The sequence below is a fragment of the Candidatus Leptofilum sp. genome, from assembly GCF_965223525.1.
In the GTDB taxonomy this organism is placed as follows: domain Bacteria; phylum Chloroflexota; class Anaerolineae; order Promineifilales; family Promineifilaceae; genus Leptofilum.
The window spans coordinates 1,659,885-1,682,319 of record NZ_CBDCWX010000005.1 but is presented as its reverse complement, the minus strand read 5'-3'; the positions used below and the strand labels follow the sequence as shown (position 1 = coordinate 1,682,319).

Here is a 22,435-nt window from a genome sequence, read left to right as displayed (position 1 = left end):
TAATCGACTAAGCTTAAAACACGATCTGAGCCAATTTGATTAAAGCGCCAACAATTGGAGCAGCCTTGAGAATGGCTTTGCCAGTTTTACCTGCTGCCTCAACCACAGAAGCAATATTTTCTAATCTCGTTTTGAGTTCCTTTAATCGGGTAAGGATGGTAATCTTGTCTGGTTCTTCTTCAGCGATTTCTTCAGCAATTTCATCAGCCGCTGCAACTACTTTTGTGCCGTCCCGCTCTTTATCAAATTCACCTTGACTAACTGCCTCATTTAGCAGATCTTGCAAGGTTTTTAATTGTTTAATGAATTCTTCTTTTGTCTGAGGTAGCGGCTGGTCACCAAGAACAATATCCCCCATTGCAATATTGCCTTCGTTACGAAATTCGCCATCGCCAATGTTGCCAATGATATTGTCAGCTTTTACCTCTATTTTCTTGCGCGAATCGGTCGCAGTTCCCCCTTCTGTAGCTAAATTGCCAATATCACCTTGATAAACAGGTGCCTGATAAATATGGGTGACTCTCCCGGAATCAGATTGATTAGCGTCTTCTAGGGAAGTTTGTGCAGTAAGTTTTGGCTTGAGCTTTTCATCCGGGCGGCTGCGTCGTATGTAGGCGGCAATTTCCTCCAGGCGACTGTGACGTTGGGCATATTGCACTAAAGCCAATACTTTGGCAGATTTGTTCTGCCCTTCAATATCTTCATAATCGATATCTAACTCAAAAGCGAGTTTTCGCAATTCTGACTTACTGTATTTTTGGTTGAGGGCAGCATATAGTAATTTTGGATCTGCTGACATATATCCTCCTGTGGCACTAACTGGCTAACGTAAAATGGCCTTTCTAAAACTTACAGCTCGCGAGTCCGGCAGGCGGAATGGCCGATTAATTCAATTTTGAATAACGTTTAGGTTTATTGGTTACCGAACCGGATTCGTTGCGAAGATAGTAGCAAATTACTACGCAACGAACAAGCGCAAGATGCTCGCTATTTTTTACTTTCTATCAATCAAAGACAAAAAGTATTCGTGGAAACGGCCGTCTCCCGTCAATTCTGGGTGGAATGAGGTAACAAGCCAGTGGCCTTGCTGGGCAGCAACGGCCGTACCGTCTGGCAGCGTCGCAATGATTTTTGTATCTGCTTTGGCAGCCACTAATTTTGGGGCGCGAATGAACACGGCAGGGAACGGCCGTTTGTCCCCATTGGCAAACACCGCCACATCCAAATTCGTCTCAAACGAGTCCACCTGCCGCCCAAACGCATTCCGCGCCACCTCAATATCCATAATGCCCAAAAGCGGCTGGTCTTTCCCCTCGGTGCCGCTGGCAATCTCTTTCGCCAAGAAAATCATCCCCGCGCAAGTTCCCCATACTGGCTTGGCGGTGGCAAACTCGTGTAGCGGTGCCATCAGCCCAAAGCGACGCGCCAGCTTGCCAATAGTGGTACTTTCCCCACCAGGGATGATGAGGCCATCCAGGTCAGCCAACTGCTCCGGCAGGCGCACCTCAACCGCCTCCACACCCAGCGATTCCAGCATTTTTATATGTTCAACAAAGGCACCTTGCAGTGCCAAAACCCCAATTTTCATAGTTGATTTTTTGCCACAGAGGGCACAGAGATTTATGAGTTTTTCTCTTTTTCCTCTGTGTTCTCTGTGGCTAATCTAGTTTTTTGATAAAGTTGATTTGCCGCTCGACTTCGGTGAAGCCGAGGGCTAAGTGGCTGGCTAGACTGATCTCGTTCTCAATGAGTGTGTCGGAGGCGAGTTCAGTGTAGCCATTTTGCTGCGCCCATGCTTCCGCTGCAGCGATAAGCGCCCGCCCCACGCCCTGGCGACGTACATCGGCGTCTACAAACCACTCTTCTAGATAAGCAACAGGCGAGGTGGTGCAGCCTTCGGCATATTTGCGGCTGCCGACGTGTAAATAACCAGCGAGTTTGGGTGAAGACGGCCGTTCCGCTACCAACACACAACCATCAGCCTCCGCCAAAATCTCGGCCATCTCCTGCTGATGCTCCGCCTCGGTGCTGTCGTCAAACAACCCCTGCCGCAGCCGCAGCCACTCCGTCATGTCCCGCGAAGAATCTAACTCACGTACTTTCATCACAATCTTGTTGTAGCCGCGGATTCTTTCCGCGTTTTGATAGTGCAATAAACGCGCTAAGAAAGCGCGGCTACGATCACACGATCACCTGCCGGGCTACCAGCCGCGCGTGGCCAGATGTTCACTCTCTGGCAGGCTACTTACGTTAATACCCACCATCGGCTCGCCCAGATTCTCGCTCACTTTGGCCAAAATCTCTGCATTTTTGAAGTGGGTGGTTGCCTCTACAATCGCTTTGGCACGTTCAGCCGGGTTGCCACTCTTGAAGATGCCAGAGCCGACAAACACACCATCCACACCAATTTGCATCATTAACCCAGCGTCAGCGGGGGTGGCAATGCCGCCAGCAGCAAAGTTGACAACTGGCAAGCGACCCAACTCTTTGGTTTCTTTCACCAGCGAGTAAGGTGCGCCGATATTTTTAGAATAGGTCATCAATTCTTCATCGGGCATGAGCTGCAACTGCCGGATTTCACCCAAAACGGTGCGAGCGTGGCGCACCGCTTCTACCACGTCGCCCGTGCCAGCTTCCCCTTTGGTGCGGATCATCGCCGCGCCTTCACCAATGCGGCGCAGGGCTTCACCCAAATTGCGGCAGCCACACACAAACGGAATCTTGAAGTTGTGTTTGTTGATGTGGTGGGTCTCATCAGCGGGAGTGAGCACTTCGCTCTCATCCACGTAATCCACGCCAATTGCTTCCAAAATCTGGGCTTCCACAAAGTGGCCAATGCGAGCTTTGGCCATAACGGGAATGCTCACGGCGGCAATAATCTCTTTGATCATGCCGGGATCAGACATGCGGGCTACGCCACCATCTTGGCGAATGTCTGCCGGGACGCGCTCCAAAGCCATCACGGCACAAGCACCTGCTTCTTCAGCAATCACGGCTTGTTCTGGCGTGACGACATCCATAATGACGCCGCCTTTTAGCATTTGCGCCAGCCCAGCTTTTACTTTGAAGCTACCGACTTCGCTTTGCCCATTTTGCTTGATTTTTCCATTTTCGCTCATCTTGAACCTCCATTTTCTTTCCTGCGGATTAGTCTCGACATCTCTTATGCGTTTCTGTACCACGATTTTAATAAGAGCTGACGGGCAATTCAAGCAAATCGGCACTATTGTTTTCTTTGAAAACCGTATATAAATAACATCTTTTTATGTTAATAAATTGGCAAAGATAGTCAATCAACCCGGAGATCAAATTGAGTTTCGGGCTTGAAATATGTCGAAAGTGACATATAATTTATGGTATGGTTCCTCTCGAAAGGCCATTGGTTTGGTTACATGGCGAGATTAAGACCTGCCAACAGCGGATCAAACATTATGATTCACTGTAAATCGGAAGAGAAATAATGGATCCAAAAAAGAAAGAAAAGTTAGTGCAAGCTGGCTGGGCAGTTGGTTCCGCTGAAGATTTTCTGGAATTGAGTCCAGAAGAAGCTGCTTACATTGAATTGAAGTTGGCGCTGGCTGAAAATTTACGGCAGGTGCGTCAAAACAATCATTTGACGCAGAAGGAATTGGCGCGCCTGATCAAATCAAGCCAGTCACGTGTTGCCAAAATGGAATCGGGCGACCCATCTGTTTCGATTGATTTGCTAATTCGCAGTTTGTTTGCTCTGGGGAAAACGCTGCATGATTTATCTTTGATTTTGGCTGGCCGCTGACTTTTCCAGCACGAGCAGGTGGGAGATGCCCAGCGCAGCCAAGGGAGTTTTTTCGGCAGCGTAAAGGCTCTTTTTGAGCAAACGGCCGAATCCTGGCCATCTATTTTCAATATTATCGTAACCGCCAAAAATACGGCCGTGGTGCACCACCCGCACGGGCAAACCCCGCAACAAAGCTAGCAAGCCGCGCTTGGTGTAGGTACGCACATGGGGTGCCAGCCGATTGCGTAGTGGGTTCGGCAGATAGTTCACCAAGGGGATGTTGCCAAATTTGTAGTTGCCACGCCAGTAAATGCCGTGCTGCTCCACCGGATACCAGCGGTTGGGGCAAAAGATGAGGATACGGCCGTTCACCTTTGTCACCCGCACCATTTCCGCCATCGCCAGATGGTCATCCTCGACATGCTCAATCACTTCATTGCTAAACACAAAATCGAAGCTGTGGCTGGCAAACGGCAGCGTCTCACCTTTAGCTTGCACAATGCCAGGGGCGACGGCTAGCGCTTTTTGAGCCCGCTCTAACTCTAACTCCAGGCCAAAACGATGGGGTGTAAACGGGGCAAACGCATCCAGGTAGGTACCCAAGCCGCAACCATTGTCCAAAATTGTCGCGTCGGTCAGGTCAATCCATTTCTGGATCATACGCAGGCGGCGTTCCTGCCCGGAGCGCCACACGTAGCCGGGTTCGCCACGCAGCGCAGCCTTGTCTGAATGTCGTACAGTTTGCAGCATAGCGGAATTTTACCAAATTGTGGTTACAAACGTGGAGTTCTGAATGGTTACATCATTTGTAATGAGGGGATGCGCCTTGACCTTTGCTGAGGCGGCAATCAAACGATCATGAAGTTCTGGAATATCTTTTATTTCATATGCCGCCTGAATCACACATTGATCCAGCGGTAGTTCAACAAAACTGGATTGAACATCAAGAAAAGCGAAAAGCTCCTTGAATGTGAGAGCGATTCGCTTTTTTTCGGAAAGGTATAATATTTCGGCAAAAACCATTGCGGGAATAAAAATTGTTGCTTGTTGAGCTTCTGCTTGTTGCAAGGCAGCTTGTGCATTTGCTCCGAGACGGCGTTTTTCCAAATACAAAACCAAGCCAACGGTATCAATACTATACGTCGGCTTTGGGGTAACGCTGCTCATAATCTGCAAACTCCTCTTCTAAATGGGTCAGCTCATCTTGCCGCATTTGCCCTAGCTCAAACTGCAAGATCATATCCCGCCACTTGGGCTCTGCCAAAAGCTCTGCCTTTATTTTGGTGATTAGCTCTGCTTTAAGTGATTGCATGTCCCAATCCCTCGGAGCGGTTTGGTAAACGGCCGCTGCCTCCCGCAATACATTTGTCTCATCTCGCCCAACTTCTTGGGCTTGCCCAAATAGCTGTTCATATTCTGGGTGAGCCACAATTGCCACCACAGGCTTACCATATCGCTCAATAACAATATGCTTGCCAGCAACGGCCGTATCAATCACCTCGCGCCATTTAGACCGTGCCTCATCGCTAGACATTTTGATCATACTCATAGTTGATTACCCGACTTCCGCAAGTTTCGTAAGTTTCTGACGAAAATCTTAATCCAAGACGGCCGTTTTGTCAACGCTCATCTATTTACCCACGCAGTTTTTCAATTGTCACAAATGGGACGCGGATTAACGTGGATGGCGCTAAAAAGTAAATAATCCGCGTTTTCCGCGCTTGTCTGCGTCCTATCGTCATTTAAAGGCGATTACTGAAAATCCCTGCATTTACCCACTCACCAAAGTGTCATACACGCGGCGCACTTCCTGGATATCTTGCCACATGAGTGATTTTGGGCTGCCGGGTTTGCGGCTGGGGTTACGCAGTAGGTAAGCGGGGTGAAAGATGGGCATCATGCGACGGCCGTTCCACTCATGCCACTGCCCACGCAATTTGGTAATGCCCGTAAGCCCCAGCAAAGATTGCGTCGCCACGTTGCCCGTGAGCAGCATAATTTTGGGGTCTATCAGCCGGATAATTTCATACAAGTACGGTTTGTAATATTCAATTTCGTCGTTGGTGGGTTTGCGGAAATTTTTACCCCCCTCCCCTGGCGGCATCCGAAAAACAGAGTTGCTAATAAACACATCTTGCTCGGTATCAAAGTTAACTGCCTGCAAAATTTGGTCCAGCAACTGCCCGGAGCGGCCCACAAACGGCTTGCCCTGAATATTTTCTTGTGGTCCAGGTGCCTCGCCCACAATCATTAATTTGGCTTGCGGATTACCTCGGCAAATGACCACATTTGTGCCAGCATTGGCCAACGGATCGTTATCCATCTGCATCATTTCATTGATGAGTTCGTCTAGCGAATTGTACTCATTGCTGGGTTCGTCAAATAAGCTTTTTTGCATGATTTTCTCCTTTTCCCACCCCATTTTAGCAAAGGGCTGGCGTTTGCAAAAGGCATGCTAAGTTTTGGCCAACCGAACCAATAGGAAGACCGGTTCATGACTTTTATGTAATTGGCAAGCGAAGCGATTTCTTTTAGGCTAATACCATCTTATGAGAGCTGACAACCGCAATTCATATTCATATTATTGATAATTCGGCGGATGTCTTGAGCATGTATTGGTAACGGCCGTACCCAAAATAACCTTATAAACAGTATCGGGCGGGGCAGCAAGCGTCGTATTGGAAGCCCCAACTAGAGGAAAATTTTTCGGGGAGCTAACTACTGTTATGCAAAAAGAGAACCAAATCAAAACGGCCGTTCAATCGAACCCGTTTCAGGAAGATGTTGTTCTGAACCTGACGATTAGCGGCGCACGCGAACAAATTCTTTGCTTGCTTGAGCAAATGGATGACATCACTGGATTTTCTGTCTTAAAAGGCTCGTTTATCGTTTCTCATACACGGAATTCACCGACGTAGCAAAAGATATCGAGTTTCTGCTGTTTTCAAAAAACGGCCGCCTCTGGGGAAGAAGCGGCCGTTTTTTGCTTTCATAACTGCTGATTGATTTTCTACAGCTTAACTTTGTCTACCAGCAGATCATCTGGTGATTTTTCCTTCAGATAAACAGGGCCGCGACCGCGAGCCACTAAACCTATACCTGCAACAATGAGCAAGATTGCACCAAGTGAGCCTGCCCAACCAGACAATGTTACGCTCATTAGAGCAAAGCCACCCACAGAGGCTGCGCTTAATGCCATCCCAGTCCACATTAGTCCGGGATTTTTACCGCCACTGGCTACCAACAGGGCCAGGCCAACGGCCAATGGCTCCAGCGTCCAAAGAATTGCCCATGCACCCCATAGGCCAGTCAAGGCACAAAATTGGAAAATAAGGCCGTTCATGCCAATGATGATGGCTGGAATCATCAACCAAACGTTCCGCGTAAAAACTGATGCTGCCAAAAACCCGACAGCCAGTCCCAAAAGAATCATGGGCCAAAAATATTGCCAAATGCCCCAGGCATTAAAGAGACTACCCCACAACAGCAGTGTGCCCACCACCATCACCGGAAAGCCGGGGATGAACAACGCTTTCAGTCCAGGCTGGTTGGTGTAAATAAATGGCGCGACAATAAAGGCAAGGCCAACAGCACCAATACCCAATGGCCAAAAGCGCCAAAAGCTAAAGTCCCAACCCAACTGTGGGAAGATCGTAGCTTGCAACAATGCCAGCCCCCCCAACAAAATTAAGAACAACCCGCTGTAATTTGTCGTTTTCTTTGTCACGATGTCACTCCTTTACATTATTTCTAGCTATATTAAGGAGTGTAAAGGAACGGCCGTTTCCCTACCTAACCGCCAGCTAACCATTAGCTATCAACCAGTTATCAACATGAAAAAAAGCAACAAAATGATAGTGCCCATGGCGAAAAGCCGTAGCCGTTTGCCCGCGAAGACAACCAATTCTGGCGTAACTTTGGCAGCAATTGTGCGAGAAATAGGGTACCAAAGCACAACCATGACCATAAAAACTTGCAGTGGCCACAAAAAAGACCAATCTTGCCAAGCAGTTGATATCGAGAAATAGCTCAACAAAATGCCCTGACCTATTATCAATCCGGCAGGAATAAACAACCAAATATTGCGCTGGGCTATCATCAATTGGCAAAAGATCAAACCCAAAAAAATGAGTTCGATTGGCCAACCCCTACTGAAAAACCAGCCTGCACCCCCACGTCCTGACCCCACAATAATAATCAAGTTGAACAAAGCTATCAGAATAAGGCCATTGATAATGGTTTTCCAGGCAGCATTTTGGCGGGACGTGGTGAGCGCTGCTGATCTATCCACTAATGGTGACACGGGCGGTTCTTCTGCTTTTAAGGCTGCCAGCTCTTCAGATATGGCATCAACGTTGGTAACGGCCGTATCCTGCGCCGCAAATTGAGCATCCACCAGTTTTTCCCGCGCCTCTCCAGAATAAACAGCCACCGAATCGGCCGGGGCATCTGCGGTGGAAAATGAAAGCGGCGCAGAGATAAAGTCTGGCACGTCAATGTTGGTTTCGGCAACGGCCGTTTTCAACGCCTGGATCATCTCTGTACCGGATTGGAAACGGCCGTCTGGCTCTTTGGCCAACGCTTTTAACACAATGCGCTCCAGTGCTGGCGGGATATCTGGATTTAGCTCCGACGGCAGCGGCAATGGGTCGTTAACATGCTTCAGCAGAATCGCCAGTGGCGTATCAGCATTGAACGGAGGCTGGCGGGTTAGCATCTCATAAAAAACCACGCCCAGAGAGTACAGATCGCTGCGGGCATCACTCATCCCCTCTAGCCCCTGTTCGGGTGCCATGTAGTTGAGCGTCCCCAGCAACGCACCAGAAACGGTATGCCGCGTGCCACCCACGATTTGGGCAATACCAAAATCTGCCAACACCGCCTGGCCCCGCTGCGTCAGCAAAATATTGGCTGGCTTAATGTCTCGGTGAATCATGCCTTCCTGATGGGCATAGGTGAGGCCGTCCAACACATCCAGCAAAATGCGAACCATCTCGCCCCAGCTCATTTGCTCATTCCTCACGCGATAATCGTTAAGCCGCGTGTGCAGCGTGTCCCCATCCAGCAGCTCCATCACCATGAAGTAAATGCCATCTTCCACATCAAAATCGTACACCTGGATAATGTTGGGGTGGCGCAAAGCGGCGACAGCTTGTGCTTCATGCCGAAAGCGGGCCAAAAATGTTTCATCCTCAACCAGATCGGAGCGCAGCACCTTGATAGCCACAAACCGATCCAGTTGAGGATGATAGCCGCGATATACACGCGCCATGCCGCCACTGCCCAGCGGTTCTAAAACGCGGTATTTGCCCAAATTTTGCCCCGATAGAGATGTTCGGGTCATTGTTACCTCACCCACTATTTTGCATCAGATTGTGATTGCGGCTTGAGGAAAAACAAACCGCGACTGAGCAAGCCGGTGCCAATCAAACCAATACCTACCATACCTTCCCATGAAAGCCAGTTTGGGTCAAATAGCTCCATCAAGCCGCTGCCAATAATCCATACGCCAGCAATAAGCAAAATGGCTGAAGCCCAGGTTGATTGGCGGGCAATGCGCACGCCTTCAAAAAATGCACCCACGCCAGGAATGAGCGTGAAGAAGCCCCACCAGTGGAGATCGCCAAACAGGGCGGTTACATCAATCAGTTGGTGCTGAGCGGCCAAAAAGGTGAGACCCAACAAAATCATGGTGCCGCCAAACCAGTAACCGAGGCGCAGCACGGCCGTTCCCCCCACACCTGCTTTTGCACCACCCAACAGCCAAACGGCCGTACCGCTCGCCACAAGCATCAGCGGCCACCACATTGCCCAATTCAGGTTCAGGGCAAACATCAGCGCTGCCGTCAGGATAATGATGCCAATGCCGCTGCTTACGCGGGGTAGAATGGTGAAACGGCCGTTTGCAATCCACGCCATCCGCGCCATGCCCAAAAACAAAACAGCCGGTAGCGCAATAAACAGGCTCCACCAATTTTCAAGCCGCCGCACCCCCAATACGTTCACTACCAGGAAAACAACACCGGCCAACAATAACGTCACACCACCAAAATCTTGCCAAAATCGTCTCTGCTTTGGCTCACTTTGCCTTACCGTCTCTTGATTCATCATCTACCTCCATACCTGCGTCAGTAAAAATTGTATGGAAGCATGGTAACGCGAAGCCTGGGCAGGTTGCCTAACGGCTAGCTAACAACTGGCTATCTAAATTTTGACAAGGTGAAGGGGTGACACGGTGATGGCTTGAGAAAGTTATATGCAGATTACAGGATGAGTTTATAACCGCGCCCGCGCACGGTGAGGAGTAGCTGAGGATTTTTGGGGTCTGGCTCTAGTTTTAGGCGCAGGCGGCGTACGAGATTTTCAATTTGGTAATCAAACACGCCATCTTGGTACTCTGGCCAAACGGCCGTACCAATCTCATCTTTTGAGCAAACCAGACCGGGCTGCGAATACAAATATGCAAGCAGATCAAACTCTTTGGGAGCCAGCTCCACCAATTGCCGATTCACCCGCACCAACCCAGCAGGAACGTCCATTTCCAACTCGGGCAGCGGCGTATCCTGGTGCGTCACCTCCGGATCATGAAACACAAACTGCACATCCCCCACTTTGATCTGGTCTCGGTCACGCAGCTGCATTGGCTCAGAAAGGCGCTGGCCGTTCAAAAAGGTCCCATTGGTGCTGCCCAAATCTTCCACCAGCACCCGCCAACCTTCCCGGCGAATACGAGCATGTTCCCGCGAGATGCGCTTGCTGCTCACCACAATTTCGTTCTCGACGGCACGACCAATGGTTGTCGCCGCACCACTTAATTCATGAGTGCGCCCAGTTGGATCAATTAATTTGGGTGGCTCTTTGCCGTTCATGCCTGTTATCCTGTGGGTTCGTTCACAAATTGCTGCTATTTAGAAAACGAACCCTAAGGCTTGACCGTTTACAAAAGCTCAAAATCAAAAATGGTCAAGCCCACTGCGCCAAGACTACGCAGAACGGCCGCTTCTGTCAACCAAATCTTGTGCTAAAATGGTCGCATTCAAAAGGAGCGTTCACCGACTGCATCAACTACCATGAATGAAAATCAACAGATTCCGTGGATTTCTCTTCTTTCTCTGTGGTCTCTGTGGCAAATTTATTTTTGAAGGAGTAAAGATGATCCAGATTCATACCCAACTCATCGGCCAACCCCAAACGCTCACGGACAAACGCGGCACCTGGCGTTCAGCCATCTTCCGCCAGCCAGTGACGGAGCCGCTCCAGCTTGAAACAACAGGGCTGGTTGGCGATAAAGTTGCCGACACCAAACATCACGGCTCTCTGGATCAGGCCGTGTGTTGCCATCCATTGGCACATTACGCTTTTTGGAACGATTTCTATGAGTTGGAAGGAGATGCCCAGCTTGGCCCCGGTGGTGTCGGCGAAAATTGGACCGTGAGCGGCATCACGGAGGCGGATGTGGCTGTTGGGGACATATTTCGAGTGGGTGAGGCAGTGGTGCAGGTGACTGGCCCGCGCTATCCGTGTTCCAAGCAGCAGCGCAAGCTGAAGCTGCCCAAATTCTTAAACGAGGTGACGGTCACTTTGCGAACGGGGTTTTATCTGCGCGTGCTGGAGCCTGGCATGGTACAAGTTGGGGATGAATTGCGGTTGGTGGAACGGCCGTATCCCACCCACACCATCCACTGCATCAACGAGCAAGCCCATCACGCGCTTGACCCACTCATTGCCCGGCAACTGTTGGAAATTCCTGAACTGGCCGCCCCCTGGAAGCGCCTTCTAAAAAGAAAGCTGAAGAAAGTAATTGGGTAATTGGTAATTACGTAATTACCAATTACCCAATTACATCAAACCCGTCATAATCTCATCAAGCGACTCTGCTGACGGCCGTAACTTCTCCTCAAGTAAATGTGCCAATGGCGTCTGGGGCAAATGGCTCGCCTCTGCCAGATTTTCCCGATCTTTGTCGAAGTAAATCAGCCCAGTGATAAACTCCTGCGTCTCCTGCGCCCAGATTAGGCGGTTTAAAGCCCCTATCTTGTCAGTAGGATCATAATCTTCATCCAGCTTGCGGAGCTGCAAATGGGAGCCATCGTGCAGCCCTACCACTTTCATTTCGCCCGGCGCATAGTCGTCAATCATAATTTCTTCTGCCGGAGGCACCCAACCGATTTCATGGAGCTGATCTTCATGCTCCCTGCCGTAGCCATAGCTCTTGGTAGAGGTATCGTGGTTGTTAAAGGCCACACACGGGCTGATAATGTCCAGAACGGCCGTTCCCCGATGACTCAACGCCGCCTTCAACAATTCCCGAACTTGCTTGGCATCCCCAGAAAACGAGCGTGCCACAAAACCACACCCTGCCATAATCGCTTCCAGGCAAATATCAATCGGCGGCAGCTCGTTGGAACCCGCATATTTCAGCTCCTGCCCCTCATCGGCCGTGGCAGAAAATTGCCCTTTGGTAAGGCCGTACACACCGTTGTTTTCCACAATGTACACCATGCGAATGTTGCGCCGCATCAAATGCTTGAACTGCCCCATGCCGATGCTGGCTGTGTCCCCGTCGCCACTCACGCCGATGGCGTTTAGCGTGTGGTTGGCCATCAGCGCACCAGTGGCAATGGATGGCATACGGCCGTGCAGCGAGTTAAACCCATGCGACCGTCCCAAAAAGTAAGCAGGCGACTTGCTAGAACAGCCAATCCCGCTCAGCTTAATCATCTCGTGTGGCTTAATGCTTAACTCATACGCAACCTGCACAATCTGGCTGGAAATAGAATTATGGCCGCAACCTTTACATAATGTAGAAGGCCTCCCGTTGTAATCTGTCTTGGAAAGCCCGATCAAATTCACGCGTGCTGGTCGTTTTGTGCTCATAATTATTTTCCCTCCCCATTCAAAATTGCTTCAACCACCCAATGGGCCGTTAACGGCATCCCATCTAGGTACGCCAATGAAATCAGCTTCGTGGCTATTTCCGGCATTTCGGTTTGCAAAATGTTGTGCATCTGCCCGTCACGGTTTAGCTCAATCACGTAAACTCGGTCGTGGTCAGCCACAAACTGCTGCACCGCCTCGTTGATAGGCAAGGCTCGCAACCGCATAAAGCTGGTAGCCGTGCCGTCTGCCGCTAGGCGATCCCGCGCCTCGTCAATGGCAAACATTGTGGTGCCATAAGCAATAATGCCGATGCTGGCATTTTCAACCTGGTCCACCATCGGCGCAGGTACGGATTCACGCGCCGTGTCAAACTTACGCTCCAGGCGAGCCATATTCTTCAGCCAATCTTCTGACCTTTCGCTGTAGACAGCATGTTCATCATGACCGGTGCCTCGTGCAAACCAAGCTCCCAGCGGATGCTCATTGCCGGGCAGCGTGCGGTAGCCCACGCCATCACCATCAATGTCTTTGTACCGGGCAAACCCTTTCTCCTGCACCTCGTCGGCGGTGAGAACCTTACCCCGCTGCAACGGCGCGTCCGGGTAGCTAAATGGCTCCGTCATCCAGTTATTCATGCCCAAATCTAAATCGCTCAGTACAAAAACGGGGGTTTGCAACGTTTCGGCCAGATCAAAAGAGGCGGCACCAAAATCAAAACATTCGCCCACGGTGGCGGGTAGCAAAATGACATTTTTGGTGTCGCCATGCCCCAAATAATAGGTCGAGATGACGTCCCCTTGCCCGGTGCGCGTGGGCAGGCCGGTGCTTGGCCCCACCCGCTGTACGTCCCAAATGACGGCTGGAATTTCGGCAAAGTAGCCCAATCCGGCAAACTCAGACATGAGCGAGATGCCGGGGCCAGACGTGGCGGTAACGGCGCGCGCCCCGGCCCAGCCCGCGCCCAGAATCATGCCGATGGCGGCGAGTTCATCCTCTGCCTGCACTACAGCGTATGTTTTTTCGCCACTTTCTGGGTCGCGGCGCAGCTTGGCCAGGTAATGGCTCATGGCGTCTACAAAGCTGGTGGATGGCGTGATGGGATACCAAGCGACAAAGCTGGCTCCGCCGTATACTGACCCCAATCCGCCTGCCTCATTGCCTGAGATCATGATTTTGCCTTCGGTGGCGTTCATTTCAGCCACGCGGTAGGGATCGCTTTTTTGGATATTTACGGCCGTCCACTCAAAAGCTGCCTGCACCACCCCCATGTTAGACTCAACCAGCTTGCGCCGTCCCTTGAAATGGTAATCCAGTGCCTCGTCAATTTTTTGCAGTGGAATGCCCAGTAGCTGGGCCAAAGCCCCGACGTACACCATGTTGGCCACGTAATCCTTGCGCTTCCCTTTGAGGCCGGTATCGCGCACGAACTGATTGACGGGGATGCCGTAGCTGGTAATGTCGTCCCGCTGCGGCACCGCCCGCCAGTCGCTATTGTAGAGGCAGATGCCACCCGCAGGAAGCGTCTCGATATCTTCGTCCACGGTAGCGGCGTTGAAGGCAACAAGTACCTCAGAGGTGTGGCGCCGGGCAACATACCCCTCGTGGCTGACGCGAATGTGGTACCAGGTGGGCAAGCCCTGAATGTTAGAAGGGAAGATGTTTTTGCCGTTGACGGGAATGCCCATCTTAAACAGCGCTCGCAAAATGGCCAGATTAGCCGTTTGGCTGCCGGTGCCGTTGGCGGTGGCTGCGACTATTGAAAAATCGTTGACGATAGACGGCCGTTCTGCAACGGTCGTCTCGTCTGGGGCAATTTGTTGTACATCCATAATGTAACTCCTCTATAGTGAATAAATAGTGCGTATTTCGTCCCTCCTATGGCACTACGCACTATCTGTAGCGGCCGCTAGGCCAGCAACTCCTTCAAATGCCGCACCACATCCCGGAAAGAAATGATGCCTTCGGGACGGTGTTCCTCATCTACTAACGGCAGATGCCGAAAGCCGTGAACGTGCATTTCGTGCAGAGCCTGGGCAATTGGCAGGTCAGACATTAGGGCAATGGGGTCTGGGGTCATGTAGTCGGCGAGAACGGCCGTGTCCATATCATCCACCAAGCCTACCACCCGGTGCAGCACATCCTTCTCCGTAAAGATACCCACCAGCTTGTCCTGTGCATTCGTTACCAACAGGCAGCCAATGCGATGACCGTTCATCTGGTGAACTGCTTTCGCCAGTGACGCCGACGCATCAATGGTAATGGGCCGTTTGGGGTTCAGCGTGGCCAATGTGTCCTCAATTAGCCGATCTTGGATGTCGGTGGTTGGCTCTGGCTCTTTGTCAATGTCATCCACATACGCTTCATCTACCTCCAGCGACAGGCGACCAGTCTGCTTGGTTTTCGGCTTTTCTTTGGCTGTTACGGTCCACAAATCGGCCGATTCATACAGCGTCCGCAAATCGCCCTTGCCCTTCGCTTCTTGCGCCGAGGCAATTTGCCCCATCAGCCCTTCGCCGTAGGTTTGCTTCTCTACGCGGCGGATCACGCCCATTGGCGCGGGGAATTCAGGATACTCCATGCTGGATAAAATGAAGGCCAACTGCGTGGAAGTCTCGTCATGCACCAGCAAATCATCTTCCGTGATGCCATTGCCTAACTGCACCACCTCTGGCCGGAAACCGTTAAGGCGAATACCTTTGTCATGATCTTTACCATAGATCATCGGCTTGCCGTGTTCCAGGTACAAAATGTTCTCATCCCGCACCCGCCGATCATCCAGCCCTTCCCATTCAGTTGGGTTGAAGATGACGCAATTCTGGTAAATTTCTACAAATGAAACGCCCTTGTGCTGCGAGGCTTCATACAACACTTCACCCAGATGTTGGGTATGAGCATCAATGGATCGGGCAATGAAGGTTGATTCGGCAGCCATCGCCAGGGCAATGGGGTTTAGCGGCTGCTCTAGCGACCCCATTGGCGATGATTTGGTTTTGTGTCCCTGTCGTGAGGTGGGGGAGTATTGTCCTTTGGTAAGGCCATAGATGCGGTTGTTGAACAGTAAAATGTTCAAATTGACGTTGCGACGAATGGCATGAATGAGGTGGTTGCCGCCAATAGACAACCCATCGCCGTCGCCAGTGATGACCCAAACGCTAAGTTCTGGGTTGGAGATGGCCAACCCAGTAGCCAATGTGGGCGCACGGCCGTGGATGCTGTGAATGCCGTAGGTGTTCATGTAGTACGGAAAGCGGCTAGAGCAGCCGATGCCGGAGATAAAGACAATATTTTCTTTAGGAACGCCGATCTCTGGCAATGTTTTTTGCACGGAGGCCAAGATGGCATAATCGCCACAGCCGGGGCACCAGCGAACGGTTTGGTCAGAAACGAAATCTTTGCGGGTAAGTGTTAAGGGAATGGTCATTATTCTCTCCAAATCTAGGCTTAGATTGGTCTAATCTTTGAGATTGGACCAATCTGACAGCTAACGCTAGCCAAGTAGCTGCTCAATTTTGTCGGTAATTTCGCTGATTTTGAACGGCCGTGCGTGCATCTTCGGGAAGGATTGGATGTTGAGGGCAAAACGGCCGCGCAGCAAAAAGGCAAGCTGGCCCCCGTTCAGCTCTGGCACCACCACCTGCTTGTAGTTGCTAAGAATGTCGCGCAGGTTACGCGGCAGCGGGTTGAGATAACGCAAATGAATGTGGGCTACGGAACGGCCGTCTGCCAACGCTTTGGTAACTGCCGAACGAATCGCCCCGAATGTGCCACCCCAACTAATCAGCAACAAATCGCCCTGACTGGGGCCAAACACCTCTTGCTCTGGCAAGAATTCTGCCAAACGCGCAATCTTCTCAGCTCGGTCTTGGGTCATCTGCTCATGATGCGTCGGATCGTAAGAAACGTTGCCAGTGAGCGGCGCTTTGCTCAACCCACCAATGCGGTGTTCCAGGCCGCGCGTGCCGGGAATGGCCCACGGCCGTGCCAGCGTCTCTTCGTCGCGGGCATAGGGGAGGAATGGCTCGTCGCTTCCGTTGTCTCTGGGTGCAGGATGGCTTATCGGAATAGGTGCAATCTCATCTGGGTTCGGCACGGACCACGGCTCCGAGCTATTGGCCAAAAAGCCGTCCGACAAAATTAAAACGGGTGTGATAGCCCGCATAGCCAACCGCGCCGCTTCTATGGCAATATCGAAGCAATCTGACGGGCTTTGTGGCGCGAGTACCACGATAGGGCTTTCCCCGTTGCGGCCAAACATCGCTTGGAGCAAGTCCGACTGCTCTGTTTTGGTCGGCAAGCCGGTGCTGGGCCCACCCCGTTGCACATTAACAATGATCATCGGCAATTCCAGGGCGATGGCTAGCCCCATGCCTTCACTTTTTAGAGCCACGCCAGGGCCGCTGGTGCCAGTCACGGCAAACGCGCCACCAAATGCTGCCCCAATAATCGATCCCATTGCCGCAATTTCATCTTCGGCCTGGAAGGTACGGACATCAAAATGGCGCAGGGGTGCCAGCGCGTGCAAAATGTCGCTGGCAGGGGTAATTGGGTAGGTACCGTAGAAGAGCGGTTTGCCCATTTTGTAAGCGGCCGTTACTAATCCCATCGCCATTGCCTCATTACCCGTTACTTTGCGGTAAGTGCCAGGTGATAGCTCTGCGGGACGAACGCGATACCGCTGCTGGAAGGTGCGGGTTGTATCGCCAAAAAAGAAGCCTGCTTGCAAGGCTCTGGTATTTGCCTCGACAACATCAGGCCGCTTAGAAAACTTTTTCTGTACCCATTCCAGGGTGGTTTCCATCGGCCGTTCAAACATCCAGAAAACGATGCCCAGGGCAAAGAAGTTTTGCGAACGATCTTTCTCTTTGGTTGAGAGGGTTTCGATATCTTTGAGCGCTTCCCGGTTCATGCTGGTTAGCGGCACTTCGATAACCTGATAGCCAATTAGCGATTCATCTTCCAGTGGATTTGTTTCGTAGCCTGCTTTGCGTAGATTGGTTCTGGTAAATGCGTCGGTGTTCACCACAATGGTGCCGCCTCGCTCTAGCTCTCTGAGGCTTGCTTTGAGAGCGGCGGGGTTCATAGCAACCAGCACCTGAGGCGAGTCGCCCGGTGTCAGGATGTCGCTGTTGGAAAAGTTCACCTGAAAGCCGCTAACCCCTGCCAGCGTGCCCGCCGGGGCGCGGATTTCGGCGGGGAAGTCTGGCATGGTGCTGATGTCGTTGCCAAAAACGGCCGATGTGTTGGTAAATTGCGTACCGGTTAACTGCATCCCATCCCCGGAATCCCCGGCAAAGCGGATGACAATTGAGTCTAATTCTTTGAATTGGGTTTCTTCACTCATAATAATCTCCTGAATTTAGTGGGCAGTTTTCAGTAGGTCAGTAGTCAGAATACTGATAACTCGTTACTAATCACCGCTACCCGCCTTCCTGCTTGCGTGGGAACTGGTCTGGGCGGGGTGGGCGGTTGAGCACTTCTACCGGGTAACGGGCGGCCAAAAAGCTGATGACGGCTTGATGGGTCATGTTGCCCTTTATTTGGCCGTCTCTGCCAACAATGGGTAGGTTGCGGAACTGTTTTTCATCCATCAGCCAAAGGGCGTCGGCCGCGCTTGTATCTGGGGTGACGGTGATGGGGCTGGCGGTCATGATGTCGTTGACCGGCGCGTCCAGCTTTTCAGGCGCGGTGGCAATTTTGGTCAGCACATCCCGCTCGGTGAAAATACCTACCAGCTTACCGCCGCTGGTGACGAGGCAAACATTGGTTTTGCTTTGTCGCATTTCTGCCAGAGCTGTGCGAACGGCCGTTCCGCTGGCAATCTGGCAAAATTTCGACAAGTCGAGGTGAGACACACGCTCGCTCATCAATTCTTCCTTCAAACTCATGGGAGTAATCCTCCTGTGGGTGTCACCTTACGATGCCCCGGTTAACAAATGCTTTAAGAAAAAGTTATCGATCATTATTGCTTATGGGAAGTTCCGGCTGTGTGGGCAGCAGGTCAAAATGGGCAGCAAGCAGTGCCAGCCCCTCATCAAATTCATCAGCAACAATGGCGGCAACAATGCGTTCGTGGTAGCTCCACACCTCCAACCAATAACTGTAGGGTGAAAAGCGGGTCAGTTCGCTGGCTTCATAGGCGTCCCAGTAGGCGGCCAGCATGCCTTTGACAAAGGGATTATCTAATCGGCTAAAAATGGTAAGGTGGAGCTGCCGATGTTCTTCATTTGGCACGTGGATGGGATTGCCTTTGAGCCTGGTCCATGCTTTATCTACTAACTGCTGTAATTTTTGCTTATCGTCGGGGGTGAGGTTGCGAACGGCCGTATCCCAAAAATTAACCTCAATCGCCTGGCGTAAATCGCTAAACTGCTTGAAGTGCGCCTCGCCGCTGCCTAAGCCAAACAACACGCCAGCCAAAACCGCCTGCGAAAAATCGAATGGCTCACGCACAATGCCTACACGGGGCCTTACGGAAACCAATCCCAAGCTGCGCGCAATCTCTAGCTGCTCGCGCAGTTTGCCAACGCTCACGCCCAGCTCTTGCCCAATCTGGGTTAGCGTGGGCAGTCGCTCGCCGGGAGCCACCTGGCTTTCTACCAGGTACCGTAGGAAATTAGAATCTAATTTGTTGAGACGCATGGGGAAAACGGCCGTAACAGACAGGCAAAAACAAGCAGTATGTAGAAGTGGGTGTGGGCAAACTCATCCAAATGATCCAATAAATCAGATTAATCAAATGTTTGTACATCGTACCATATCCACACAGCAATATCAATACCTAAAATGGATCACTTTTGCTAAACTTATTTTTTGCCGTAACCATTTAGGAAATCTATCCACAGATTTCGCAGATTACACAGACAGATTAAAGAATATAAATCTGTGTAATCTGTGGATTTTCACAAGGAGATTGTTTTGGCTGTTGAAACTGTAATTTTCGATTTGGGCGGGACGCTGATTGAGTATGCGGGGAAATATGAACATTGGCCGGAGCTGGAGACGCCGGGTTTTGCTGCTGCGTATGAGATTTTGGTGGAAAACGGCCGTGCCCTACCTCCATTTGCCCAGTTCCGTGACGCTGGCTTTGCCAATCTGCCCCGCATGTGGCAAGCAGCCACACGCACGACGGCCAATTTGCAGGTTCACGCCCTCATCGGAGAGTCGCTGGCGGCGTTGGGCGTTAATAGTTTTAGCAATGATGATTTACTGGCGGCAGCAGATGCTTACGGCGGTGCCATTCAGCAGCAGGCGTTTGTCATTGAGGGGGCGGTTAAGGCGGTAACGGCCGTAAAATCCGCAGGCTACAAAGTGGGTCTGGTTTCTAACACCATGTTCCCCGGCGAGATGCACAAAGAAGATATGGCTCGCTTTGGTTTGCTGGCACATTTTGATGCCACCGTCTTTTCAGCCGACGTGAACAAGTGGAAACCGAATGCAGATCCCTTTTTGCATGTGTTGGATGCGCTGGGGATGGGGGCGGAAACGGCCGTTTACGTTGGAGACGACCCAGCCAGCGACATAGTAGGCGGACACGCCGCCGGAATGCGAACCATCCACTTCCCCTCCAGCCAGCGGTTCCACAAACCAGATGGCGTCGAACCAGACGCCGAAATCCAAAACTTGGCAGAGCTACTACCGTTGTTAGATTCCTGGGAGTTGTGATCAGGCGCTCAACTATTCAGGTTTTCAAGTCCACTCGCCCACTCGCCAGCTGGCCGCCTGTACACTTGAAAACTTGAACACGTAAACACTTGGAAACATCCTTCCCCCTTGCTAAACTTGCCCCATGGCCAGCGACGACGAGATTACCCGCGAAAAAGCGAAGGTTTATTTTGAGCGAGCATACCGCAAGCAAATGGACAGCGAGTATGGTGATGCTATTGTGCTATACAAACGCTCCATCGCCACCTACCCTACGGCCGAAGCATACACATTTCTTGGCTGGACCTACAGCCAAATTGGGCATACAGAAAAGGCAATTGCCCTGTGCCAGCAAGCTATTGAGGTTGACCCCAGCTATGGCAACCCATACAACGACATCGGCGCCTACTTGATTGACAAGGAAAAGTGGAAAGAAGCGATTCCGTGGCTGAAAAAAGCCACCAAAGCCCCCCGCTATGAAACGCGCCAATTTCCGTATATGAATTTAGGCCGGGCATACCAAAATTTAGGCAAATATCAAACCGCCATGCAGCATTACAAACAGGCCCTCGTTGAAGATCCATTTTATTTGCCCGCCCATTGGGCGCTCACGGCACTTCTAGCCAAAATGAATTAAGAAAGCCACAGGCTTCTACTTTGCTCAGTACAAGCCTGTGGCTAATATTCGGACAAGTATTTAGGCAGAGATTACTTAACTACACCTAAACCAGCAAAATAAGTCTTGAACGCTGATGCTTCAATTGCAAATGTGCCGTCAATGTCTGCCATCGTGATGGGTCGCCACCAACTAATGTCATACAACCAAACCGTGCCATTCAGAGTTTGCACCGTTGCCTCGGTTTGGCCCCATGGGTTACGCAGAATAATGTATTTGCGGTCGTTGCGATATTCCCAACCCAAAACTGTATAGCAGTGTGAAGCTACAATGTTGGCATCGCCGTACACAATCTTTTTCTTCGACGCTGTCCCAGAGGAGTACGTCCAACTGGTCATGGGATTGAACGTACGCCGACTTAGCGAATTGGCGCGAACTAGATTCCACAGTTCGTCACTAGAGTAATTAGTTGTGTTGTAGTAGTGACGTTTGCCCCCAGTTAGCTGCGCTGTTGCCCATACACAATCACCCCATGCCGTGGCTGTTATGTCTGGCTGATCGCCAGAAGTGCCTGTTGCCAGCTTGGCGTACGCTTTTTCGTAGACCGCAGGCCAAATTTCGCCTGCTTCGCTGGAGCGTGCATAGATAAAGTTTCCGCTCGCGTTCAGCGGAACCCTCTCGGTGACTTCAATTTCTTTGTCAAGCGTACCGTTGCTATCTGGCTTGTAAAAGTTAACTGCGTTAGTAAATTGTTCCTGTCCGAGGCCGGTAGCACGGGTCATATGCTTGATGTGCTTGGGCATGGCCCAGGCAACGGCCGATAAGGCGGCAATATAGTAACAGTTGGCCACAGCGCCCTGGATCGGATCGAAGAATTCGGCGGTTTCATTGAAAAATCGTCCGCCGTCACCCCAGGTGCCGTTGGGCGGTGTCCAATCCTTTGATTGACCTCGCTCCTCCGGGTCTGGTGCTACGGTCTCAACAATCTCCTTGGTAAACAGTTGGGCCAGTCGCTGCCAGCGCTCTTTGTCTGGCAGGCGCAAAACGAGGTGAAGGTAATTCAAATTGGCAACCTCCGCACGCACAACAGGAATGGTGCCAACATCTTCAACTGCAAATCGGGGGCCAAGATCAGCCAGTTTGTGAATCTGTTCAGTATCGAGGGTTACTTCTAAATCACTGACGTCAACTTTGACCTCAACATCCAGAAGCGGGGAGCGAACTGGTTCAATTTGCAACTTTTCGTTAAGGCGCAGGCCCATGTAAAGTGGACCTTCATAAATTGGATCAAACAGTTCTTCGTAGGGTGTCTGCAAAATATCTTCTAACAGCCGGGGGACATCGGGCACTTCCTTCCAGTTGATACGCTGATTAACAACTAGTTCGGCCAGAGCGTAAGGGTTAATGACGGCCGTTCGCTGGGCTACCGCTTCATTCACACCATTTTCAACAACAACATTGTTTAACATGACAATACCTCCAAACATACTGTAAAAGAGTGGATACATTGAGGGTCGGCACAGTTTTTGCTAGGGAATACG

24 protein-coding genes are annotated in these 22,435 nt (G+C 51.1%); 5 read left to right on the top strand and 19 right to left on the bottom strand.

Annotation, left to right across the window (positions count from 1 at the left end; all coding sequences use genetic code 11):
- Positions 1-13: 13 nt before the first annotated feature.
- The 4 genes from ACOQPM_RS12800 to pdxS all read right to left on the bottom strand — a co-directional run bounded on the left by ACOQPM_RS12800 (position 14) and on the right by pdxS (position 3,119).
- On the bottom strand, positions 14-799 hold the full coding sequence (locus ACOQPM_RS12800; RefSeq protein ID WP_420629656.1) for a hypothetical protein: 786 nt from the start codon (positions 797-799) through the stop codon (positions 14-16).
- Positions 800-994: 195 nt separating this feature from the next.
- A complete protein-coding gene (pdxT, locus tag ACOQPM_RS12795; protein ID WP_420629655.1) occupies positions 995-1,588 on the bottom strand; it encodes a pyridoxal 5'-phosphate synthase glutaminase subunit PdxT in 594 nt (197 codons plus the stop codon).
- A 70-nt stretch (positions 1,589-1,658) separates the two neighbouring features.
- Positions 1,659-2,105 carry an aminoglycoside 6'-N-acetyltransferase gene (aac(6'), locus tag ACOQPM_RS12790; protein WP_420629654.1) on the bottom strand — a complete coding sequence of 149 codons (447 nt, stop codon included), beginning with the start codon at positions 2,103-2,105 and terminating at the stop codon, positions 1,659-1,661.
- A gap of 96 nt (positions 2,106-2,201) precedes the next feature.
- The gene (pdxS, locus tag ACOQPM_RS12785) at positions 2,202-3,119 is read right to left on the bottom strand and encodes a pyridoxal 5'-phosphate synthase lyase subunit PdxS (RefSeq protein WP_420629653.1); all 918 of its coding nucleotides are present in this window, start codon (positions 3,117-3,119) and stop codon (positions 2,202-2,204) included.
- A 341-nt stretch (positions 3,120-3,460) separates the two neighbouring features.
- Between pdxS and ACOQPM_RS12780 the strand changes: the two genes are divergently transcribed.
- Entirely contained in the window at positions 3,461-3,775 is a 315-nt protein-coding gene (locus ACOQPM_RS12780) for a helix-turn-helix domain-containing protein (RefSeq protein WP_420629652.1), read from the top strand.
- Here ACOQPM_RS12780 and ACOQPM_RS12775 read toward each other — a convergent pair.
- The 4 genes from ACOQPM_RS12775 to ACOQPM_RS12760 form a co-directional block, all read right to left on the bottom strand.
- The gene (locus ACOQPM_RS12775) at positions 3,749-4,507 is read right to left on the bottom strand and encodes a class I SAM-dependent methyltransferase (protein ID WP_420629651.1); all 759 of its coding nucleotides are present in this window, start codon (positions 4,505-4,507) and stop codon (positions 3,749-3,751) included. The genes ACOQPM_RS12780 and ACOQPM_RS12775 overlap by 27 nt on opposite strands.
- Positions 4,508-4,516: 9 nt before the next feature.
- Positions 4,517-4,924, bottom strand: coding sequence for a PIN domain-containing protein (locus ACOQPM_RS12770; RefSeq protein ID WP_420629650.1), 408 nt, complete (start codon positions 4,922-4,924; stop codon positions 4,517-4,519).
- Entirely contained in the window at positions 4,893-5,306 is a 414-nt protein-coding gene (locus ACOQPM_RS12765; RefSeq protein ID WP_420629649.1) for a type II toxin-antitoxin system Phd/YefM family antitoxin, read from the bottom strand. The genes ACOQPM_RS12770 and ACOQPM_RS12765 overlap by 32 nt, the downstream gene beginning before the upstream one ends.
- 222 nt (positions 5,307-5,528) lie before the next feature.
- Positions 5,529-6,155 (bottom strand): uracil-DNA glycosylase, encoded by a 627-nt coding sequence (locus ACOQPM_RS12760; protein WP_420629648.1) that lies wholly within the window; start codon positions 6,153-6,155, stop codon positions 5,529-5,531.
- 328 nt (positions 6,156-6,483) lie between these two features.
- Between ACOQPM_RS12760 and ACOQPM_RS12755 the strand changes: the two genes are divergently transcribed.
- The gene (locus ACOQPM_RS12755; protein ID WP_420629647.1) at positions 6,484-6,675 is read left to right on the top strand and encodes a hypothetical protein; all 192 of its coding nucleotides are present in this window, start codon (positions 6,484-6,486) and stop codon (positions 6,673-6,675) included.
- A 92-nt stretch (positions 6,676-6,767) separates the two neighbouring features.
- Here ACOQPM_RS12755 and ACOQPM_RS12750 read toward each other — a convergent pair whose 3' ends face one another.
- The 4 genes from ACOQPM_RS12750 to ACOQPM_RS12735 form a co-directional block, all read right to left on the bottom strand.
- Positions 6,768-7,484: a hypothetical protein gene (locus ACOQPM_RS12750; RefSeq protein ID WP_420629646.1), complete on the bottom strand. Its 717-nt coding sequence runs from the start codon at positions 7,482-7,484 to the stop codon at positions 6,768-6,770.
- A gap of 90 nt (positions 7,485-7,574) precedes the next feature.
- Positions 7,575-9,101 (bottom strand): protein kinase domain-containing protein, encoded by a 1,527-nt coding sequence (locus ACOQPM_RS12745; RefSeq protein ID WP_420629645.1) that lies wholly within the window; start codon positions 9,099-9,101, stop codon positions 7,575-7,577.
- A 14-nt stretch (positions 9,102-9,115) separates the two neighbouring features.
- Complete coding sequence (locus tag ACOQPM_RS12740) at positions 9,116-9,868, bottom strand: hypothetical protein (protein ID WP_420629644.1); 753 nt, start codon at positions 9,866-9,868, stop codon at positions 9,116-9,118.
- A gap of 152 nt (positions 9,869-10,020) precedes the next feature.
- Positions 10,021-10,626 (bottom strand): FHA domain-containing protein, encoded by a 606-nt coding sequence (locus ACOQPM_RS12735; protein WP_420629643.1) that lies wholly within the window; start codon positions 10,624-10,626, stop codon positions 10,021-10,023.
- A gap of 283 nt (positions 10,627-10,909) precedes the next feature.
- On the opposite strand from ACOQPM_RS12735, the gene ACOQPM_RS12730 reads away from it, so the two are divergent.
- Complete coding sequence (locus ACOQPM_RS12730) at positions 10,910-11,566, top strand: MOSC domain-containing protein (protein ID WP_420629642.1); 657 nt, start codon at positions 10,910-10,912, stop codon at positions 11,564-11,566.
- Between the two features lie 30 nt (positions 11,567-11,596).
- Here the strand turns inward: ACOQPM_RS12730 and ACOQPM_RS12725 are convergent, their stop codons facing one another.
- From ACOQPM_RS12725 to ACOQPM_RS12700, 6 genes are all read right to left on the bottom strand, one after another.
- Positions 11,597-12,634 carry a 2-oxoacid:ferredoxin oxidoreductase subunit beta gene (locus tag ACOQPM_RS12725; protein ID WP_420629641.1) on the bottom strand — a complete coding sequence of 346 codons (1,038 nt, stop codon included), beginning with the start codon at positions 12,632-12,634 and terminating at the stop codon, positions 11,597-11,599.
- A gap of 2 nt (positions 12,635-12,636) precedes the next feature.
- Positions 12,637-14,466 (bottom strand): 2-oxoacid:acceptor oxidoreductase subunit alpha, encoded by a 1,830-nt coding sequence (locus ACOQPM_RS12720; protein ID WP_420629640.1) that lies wholly within the window; start codon positions 14,464-14,466, stop codon positions 12,637-12,639.
- A 77-nt stretch (positions 14,467-14,543) separates the two neighbouring features.
- Entirely contained in the window at positions 14,544-16,058 is a 1,515-nt protein-coding gene (locus ACOQPM_RS12715; RefSeq protein WP_420629639.1) for a thiamine pyrophosphate-dependent enzyme, read from the bottom strand.
- A gap of 66 nt (positions 16,059-16,124) precedes the next feature.
- On the bottom strand, positions 16,125-17,978 hold the full coding sequence (locus ACOQPM_RS12710; protein ID WP_420629638.1) for a 2-oxoacid:acceptor oxidoreductase subunit alpha: 1,854 nt from the start codon (positions 17,976-17,978) through the stop codon (positions 16,125-16,127).
- A 76-nt stretch (positions 17,979-18,054) separates the two neighbouring features.
- Positions 18,055-18,522: a CBS domain-containing protein gene (locus tag ACOQPM_RS12705; protein WP_420629637.1), complete on the bottom strand. Its 468-nt coding sequence runs from the start codon at positions 18,520-18,522 to the stop codon at positions 18,055-18,057.
- A gap of 64 nt (positions 18,523-18,586) precedes the next feature.
- Positions 18,587-19,276 (bottom strand): FadR/GntR family transcriptional regulator, encoded by a 690-nt coding sequence (locus ACOQPM_RS12700; RefSeq protein WP_420629636.1) that lies wholly within the window; start codon positions 19,274-19,276, stop codon positions 18,587-18,589.
- 276 nt (positions 19,277-19,552) lie between these two features.
- Between ACOQPM_RS12700 and ACOQPM_RS12695 the strand changes: the two genes are divergently transcribed.
- Complete coding sequence (locus ACOQPM_RS12695) at positions 19,553-20,299, top strand: HAD family hydrolase (protein WP_420629635.1); 747 nt, start codon at positions 19,553-19,555, stop codon at positions 20,297-20,299.
- A 124-nt stretch (positions 20,300-20,423) separates the two neighbouring features.
- The gene (locus tag ACOQPM_RS12690) at positions 20,424-20,915 is read left to right on the top strand and encodes a tetratricopeptide repeat protein (RefSeq protein ID WP_420629634.1); all 492 of its coding nucleotides are present in this window, start codon (positions 20,424-20,426) and stop codon (positions 20,913-20,915) included.
- A 71-nt stretch (positions 20,916-20,986) separates the two neighbouring features.
- Here ACOQPM_RS12690 and ACOQPM_RS12685 read toward each other — a convergent pair whose 3' ends face one another.
- Positions 20,987-22,363 (bottom strand): C2 family cysteine protease, encoded by a 1,377-nt coding sequence (locus ACOQPM_RS12685; RefSeq protein ID WP_420629633.1) that lies wholly within the window; start codon positions 22,361-22,363, stop codon positions 20,987-20,989.
- Between the last annotated feature and the right edge of the window lie 72 nt (positions 22,364-22,435).